Source organism: Binatus sp. (SeqCode), assembly GCF_036522015.1.
Taxonomy (GTDB): Bacteria; Desulfobacterota; Binatia; order Binatales; family Binataceae; genus Binatus.
In genome coordinates this window covers 1-5615 of sequence record NZ_DATDGQ010000220.1, presented here as the reverse complement: position 1 = coordinate 5615, position 5615 = coordinate 1, and the positions used below count along the sequence as shown (strand labels likewise).

At 62.9% G+C, this 5615-nt stretch carries 6 protein-coding genes; 2 read left to right on the top strand and 4 right to left on the bottom strand.

Going from position 1 to position 5615, the window contains the following annotated elements; translation table 11 throughout:
- The 4 genes from VIW95_RS09605 to pgeF form a co-directional block, all read right to left on the bottom strand.
- Nucleotides 1–458, bottom strand: a 458-nt coding sequence (locus tag VIW95_RS09605; RefSeq protein ID WP_331585824.1) for an acyl-CoA dehydrogenase family protein, incomplete at its 3' end; no start/stop codon positions are given.
- Between the two features lie 32 nt (nt 459–490).
- On the bottom strand, nt 491–1597 hold the full coding sequence (locus VIW95_RS09600) for a Gfo/Idh/MocA family oxidoreductase (RefSeq protein ID WP_331585821.1): 1107 nt from the start codon (nt 1595–1597) through the stop codon (nt 491–493).
- Nucleotides 1598–1698: 101 nt separating this feature from the next.
- The gene (locus tag VIW95_RS09595; protein WP_331585819.1) at nt 1699–1857 is read right to left on the bottom strand and encodes a hypothetical protein; all 159 of its coding nucleotides are present in this window, start codon (nt 1855–1857) and stop codon (nt 1699–1701) included.
- 5 nt (nt 1858–1862) lie between these two features.
- Entirely contained in the window at nt 1863–2654 is a 792-nt protein-coding gene (pgeF, locus tag VIW95_RS09590) for a peptidoglycan editing factor PgeF (RefSeq protein WP_331585817.1), read from the bottom strand.
- A 317-nt stretch (nt 2655–2971) separates the two neighbouring features.
- On the opposite strand from pgeF, the gene VIW95_RS09585 reads away from it, so the two are divergent.
- Both VIW95_RS09585 and uvrA read left to right on the top strand, forming a co-directional pair.
- On the top strand, nt 2972–3172 hold the full coding sequence (locus VIW95_RS09585) for a hypothetical protein (RefSeq protein WP_331585815.1): 201 nt from the start codon (nt 2972–2974) through the stop codon (nt 3170–3172).
- A gap of 15 nt (nt 3173–3187) precedes the next feature.
- Nucleotides 3188–5615: excinuclease ABC subunit UvrA (gene uvrA, locus VIW95_RS09580; protein WP_331585813.1), on the top strand; the 2428-nt coding region annotated here is incomplete at its 3' end.

Sequence of the window (5615 nt, the reverse complement as noted above, 5' to 3'; positions counted from 1 at the left end):
AGGATGTATCCCGCGCCGTCGCGCCTGGCGGAGACCTGCTGCGCCGACAAATCGTAATCGAAGCGCGGCTCCATGACGGCCGCGGTCGCGGCGGCGAAGTCGCCGCCGGCGAATCGCTTCAAGTACTTCGCCCGCTGATCTTCGGTGCCCATCTCGACGATCGGAAACGCGAACAGGCGCGGCGCCAGGACGTGCAGTCCGATCGAAATGTCGCCGAAGCCGAGCTCCTCTGCGACGATCGCGCCGGTCACTGCCGAGCGCGCGTCGCCGCCGCCGCCGAACTTCTCGGGAATAGCACCGCTGACGAATCCGAATTGCCAGGCCTTGGCGACCAGCGCGGCGGGAATCGCGCCGCTTTCGTCGGCGGGCCGCGCCGCGGGACGAATCTCCTCGCGCGCGAAGGCGCCGACGCTGTCGCGGATCATTTGTTGTTCTTCGCTGAGTTCAAAATCGATCATGAATTGGAACGCACCCCGTTTAAAGTAAAGCTTTAACTTTTGATCTGCACTGGAACGCCCGAGCGCGCCGACTGGTAAGCGGCCTCCACCATACGTTGCACCGACACTCCCGCCGCAAATTCGGGGTCCGGCTCGCATGCGCCCTTGAGCGCGGCGACGAAGGTCGCATCCTCGGCGGCGTACGGAATCATGAGCCGGTCCTTGATTGGCGCGAGGTAAGGCCGCTCGCGCAGAATGTTTTCAGTGAACTTCGCCATCACAATGTCGGCCGCGATCGTCTCCTCGTTAGCGCCCGAGCCGCGCTGAAAAACGATCGGCCCGAGCGTATCGGCCTCGGACGCAGCAAACAGGTTCTCGGCGAAAACTTCAAGCCTGCGATTGCTCGCGCGCGCGATCATCCGATGCCAAATCGAAGTGAGCTGGCCGTGGCAGCCGCCCGCGAATTCCATCGAGGTCGCGCCGAAATCTTCGACTCCGTCAGCGCCGTTCAGATTGCGCGTGCGGCAATAGAGGCTCGTTACCGGCCCAAACATCCACGTCAGCAGATCGAAGTCGTGAACGCTGTGCTCGATGAGCGTGCCGCCGGCGGTCAGCAAAGGGTCGTTGCGCCATGCGCTAGCGTGCGCGCCGCGAGTGGGAAAATCCTGGTCATCGCGCATCGTGACACTTAGCAACTTGCCGACGTCGGGCTGCTCGAACATCGCCTTGATCACGTTGTATACGGGCGAAAATCGCAGCACGAGGCCAACCTGGCTAATCACATCGGAGGCCTTGATCGCCGCCGCCATGGCAGAAGCTTCCGTCGCGGTCATCGCGAGCGGCTTCTCGCAGAAAATGTGTTTGCCCGCGCTCGCGGCGGCAATACAGACCTTGAGATGCATCGCGGTCGGTGTGCAAATCCACACCGCGTCGATCGATGGGTCCGCGATTATTTCTTCCGCCGACTCGAGCGCTTTGGCACCCTGCCATCTCGCCGCAAGACTCTCGGCTGCCGGATGCGACACGTCCGCGACTGAGACCACTCGCACGCTTTGCTCGGTGCGATCAGCGACGTAGCGGAGCATCATCGAATGCAACTGGCCGATGAGGCCCGCGCCGATGATACCGACTCGAATCTGTCCGCTGACGGGAGTTGGCATCAGCGTCTTCGCCTCTCCCTGTAAGGGAGAGGATCAAAGGTGAGGGTCCGAATACAGCGCCCCGCGCGATTCACGATTCTGCCTCCGTTCCAACGCGCGCGTTACTCATTCAAATCTCTTTCGCGGCGCAATTTTTCCAGCTCGCGCTCGCGCTTGTACTTGGTCGGATCGTCGATTGTTTGCGTCGGCGGCGCCATCGGCTTGCGGATTTTTGAAATTAGTTCGCCCGCGCGATGCTTCTTTGGTTTGCGTTGAGGCATATCGCTTACGCCGCGAAGCCGACAAAACTCATTTGCAGGCCGGTGGTCTTGCCGCGAGCCGCACGTCGCGAGAAAAATCGATCCGAGGCGCATTGAGTGCATGGGCCGACGCTTGTGATATTCGCGGGGGCGAGACCCGCGCGTTCGAGCTGATCGCGAACTACTGCGCGCAAATCAATGAAGGCCTTGCCGGGGCGCCCTGCCCTCGTATGATTCCGCGCGCCGTCAATCTCGCGGCCGAAGCGATCGCCAAGCTCGGCGTCAACTTCGAAACAACATTGGCCGATCGACGGGCCTATCGCAGCGCGAATGTCAGAGGGGCGAGCACCAAGCTGCGCCATCGCGCGGACGCCCGCGCCTGCGATATCCGCGATAACGCCGCGCCATCCGGCATGCAACGCGCCGGCCACCTTACGTTTCGCATCGACCAGCAGTATCGGCACGCAATCGGCACTGAAAATTCCGAGCATGACGCCGGGCTCAGCAGTGACGATCCCGTCACCCGCAGGCCGGAGCCCCGCGGTGTCGCGAGTCGCGGCGTGGACGACGCTGCCGTGCACCTGGTTCAGCCTCGCTACCAGCTTCAAGTCCGGCACTTCGCGACGCAGACGCTTCCAGTTGGTATCGACGGCGCGTTCGTCGTCACCGACCCAATACGAAAGATTCATCGACGCGAACGCATCCGTGCTGACGCCGCCCGCGCGCCCGATGAATCCGTGGCAGATCGAGGTGTCGGGCCACGCGCGCAGGATTTCGACGCGGCTTGAGACTGGTGATGGTTCAGTATGAGGTTCCACGTGAAGATAACCTATACCTCTCGCGTCAGCGCGAAAATATCCCGATTGGGATCGGCGCCCACCGAATGATATTCGGATTCGGAGCAGCTCGGCTTCGCGTGCCCAAGGGATCGAAGTACCTCGACGTCCAGAGAGATCCGGGGTCCCTCGGCTACGCTCGGGATGACACAAAAATCAAGAAGACGGAATAAGCGTGATTCTCCTTCTGTGTGGATATTCAACCCGCTTGCTGTGATGACATGGCTCGTCCGGATAACCTATAATTCTGATCTTTGGAATTTGAGGTTTTGGCGCCTATGAATGGCTACGAATATCTGGTGGCGCGAAATCGCCTGATGCAACGGCTCGAAGAGGAACTAGCGCGGCTGGCTCCGCTGCCAGTGGCCGAACGCGACGCCGAGACCCGGCGCATCCAGGCGAAGTTCGACGTCCAGCTTGCCGAGATGTACGCAAAAGTCGCCGACGAATATCCCGGCGAGCGCAAGAAAAAGGCGCGCCCGATCGCAGATCCCAGGTAAATGGCTGGAGCAAGCTTGGATCGCTCAATCAGTATCCGGGGCGCGCGCACTCACAACCTGGCTGATATCTCGCTCGAAATTCCGCGCGAGAAGCTGACCGTCGTCACGGGCGTCTCGGGCTCGGGCAAGTCGAGTCTGGTGTTCGACACCGTTTATGCCGAGGGACAGCGGCGCTACGTGCAGAGTCTTTCGACCTACGCGCGCTTGTTCCTGGAGCGGATGGAGCGGCCGGACGTCGATTCGATTTCCCAGATTCCGCCAGCGCTCGCGCTGCGCCAGAAGAACACCATCAAAAATGCGCGCTCGACGGTCGGCACCGTCACGGAAATCAGCGACTACCTGCGTCTGTTGTTCGCGACCGTCGGACGCACAGTTTGTCCGAAATGCGGCGGCGAGGTGAGCCGCGACAGCGTCGAGAGCGCCGGCGCGCGAATCCTCGAAGCGCCCGGGCTCTACGTCATGCTGGCGCCGTTCGAGGCGGGATCGCGCTCGATACCCGACGCGGCCGGCTATCTGATTCAGAACGGGTACCATCGCCTTTACGCCGACGACGCGATCACCGAGACCGCGGAGTTCGCCGCGCGCGCGATTGCGGCTGAAGCGCAGAACGGGACATCGCCGCAGCCGATTGACAATACAATGATGGTGGTCGTCGATCGGATCTCGGTGAATGGCGAAGGCGAAATCGAACGCGTGCGCGAGGCGCTCGAGAAGGCGTTCTACCTGGGCAGTGGACGCGCGCGCGCCGTCCGCGTCGAGCGCGATAACGGCAACACGCACAGTGTCGGTGCGATCGATTTTGATCGGCGCTTCAACTGCTCGCGATGCGCGACGGCGTTTGCCGAGCCGACCACGGCGCTGTTTTCGTCGAACAGTCCTCTTGGCGCGTGTCCTGAATGCGAAGGCTTCGGCCGTACGGTCGAGCTCGATCTCGACAAAGTGCTTCCGGATCACAGCCGCTCGATGCGCAACGGGCTGGTCGCGCCGTGGCGCACGCCGGCGTATCGCGAAATGAACGACTGGATGCTGAAGCTGGCGCGGCGCAGAAAAATCCGCACGTCGGCGCCGTTGCGCGAGATGACCGACGAAGAGCGCACGTGGCTGCTCGATGGCGACGAGGGTCCGCGCGCGAAGTGGGACGAGGACAAGTGGCCGGGCGTGCACGGCTTCTTCAAGTGGCTCGAGGGACGGCGCTACAAGACTCACGTGCGGATCCTGCTCGCGAAGTATCGGCGTTTCGTCACGTGTCCCGCATGCGGCGGCGCCAAGTTGAAGGCCGAGGCGCTCAACGTGCTGGTGGACGGCCTGTCGATCGCCGACGTCGGGCGGCTCTCGATTCGCGATCTGGTCACGTGGCTCGACAAAATCGGATCGATTCCCGAAGTCGCGACGCGCGCGGCGGTGGTGATGCGTGAGCTGCGCAAGCGCGTCGGCTACCTGCTCGAAGTGGGGCTCGGATACCTGACGGTCGAGCGGCAGGCGCGCACGCTGTCGGGCGGCGAGGCGCAGCGGATTCATCTCGCGAGCGCGCTCGGCAGCGTGCTGGTCGGGACGCTCTATGCGCTCGACGAGCCGACGGTGGGCCTGCACGCATCAGACGCGCGGCGGTTGCTCGCGGTTCTCTACAGCCTGCGCGATTTCGGCAACACGGTGATCGTCGTCGAGCACGATCCGGCGATGATCGCGGGCGCCGATCACGTCGTCGAGCTTGGCCCCGGCGGCGGCAGCCAGGGCGGCGAGTTGACGTACTCGGGACCGCCGGCGAAGGCGACGCTCGACAGCATGGCGTCGTCGCCGGGACGCGTGCTGTTGATGCGCGCGCTGGCCAAGCAGCACAAATTCACGAAGCGCGATCCCGCGATTCGAATCATCGGCGCGCGCGAGCACAATCTCGACGGGCTCGACGTGGCAATTCCGGCCGGCCGCATGGTTTGCGTGACAGGAGTCTCCGGATCAGGAAAATCGACGCTGGTCGAGGACGTGCTCTACAACAACTATCTGCGCCGCTCGGGCAATACATCGGCGGAGCCCGGCGAGTGCGAGCGAATCGAGGGCCTCGAGCAGATCGGCGAGATGGTGCACATGGGTCAGGAGTTGCCGACGCGCTCGATGCGCTCGAATCCGGCGACCTACCTGAAAATCTACGACGACATCCGCAAGCTGTTCGCCGCCAGTCCGGAGGCGCGCAGGCTGGGCGTTCAGGCGCGGCATTTTTCTTTCAACGTCACCGGCGGGCGATGCGAGAAGTGCAGCGGCACCGGCACCGTCACGATCGAGATGCATTTCATGGCGGACCTCGAGGTAAAATGCGACGCGTGCGACGGCCGCCGCTTCCAGAGCCACATTCTCGCTATCAAACTGCGCAACTACAGCATCAACCAGGTGCTCGACCTGACTGTCGAGGATGCGCGCGCGTTCTTCATCCATCATCTGGCGATCGTCA

Excerpts from the sequence above, each read along its gene's own strand:
- VIW95_RS09600 (WP_331585821.1), bottom strand. The coding sequence starts at position 1,597 with ATGCCAACTCCCGTCAGCGGACAGATTCGAGTCGGTATCATCGGCGCG.
- VIW95_RS09595 (WP_331585819.1), bottom strand. The coding sequence starts at position 1,857 with ATGCCTCAACGCAAACCAAAGAAGCATCGCGCGGGCGAACTAATTTCA.